The organism is Ureaplasma zalophigenitalium (assembly GCF_025780055.1).
Classification (GTDB): domain Bacteria; phylum Bacillota_I; class Bacilli_A; order Mycoplasmatales; family Mycoplasmoidaceae; genus Ureaplasma; species Ureaplasma zalophigenitalium.
Genome location: NZ_JAOXHJ010000044.1, coordinates 1 through 268 on the forward strand (window position 1 = coordinate 1; position 268 = coordinate 268).

Below are 268 nucleotides of genomic sequence, written 5' to 3' on the forward strand. Positions count from 1 at the left end.
TGCCACTGATTTAAAAACTGATGAGGGGATTAACAAAAAACTCTTAGAATCCAAAATCGAAAATTCTTTACAATTAGAGATCTTTCGAAACCAGTTTTTTGAACAAAACAAAGCCTGATTTGCGCCCGATTTAATTGCTAATATCGAACAATGATTTGTTGATAATTGTCAAAAGCAAGCAAATACAAGCAACATTCTTTTATTCTGATACATCATAATTAAACAATTTAAAAAAGAAATCCATAATCTTTACAAAAAAACCTTGGCT

Annotated in this window: 1 protein-coding gene; it reads left to right on the forward strand. The window is 29.1% G+C overall.

Translation table 4 applies throughout. From position 1 onward, the window contains the following. On the forward strand, positions 1-268 hold a 268-nt coding region (locus tag OF365_RS03275; RefSeq protein ID WP_263818176.1), incomplete at both ends, for a hypothetical protein.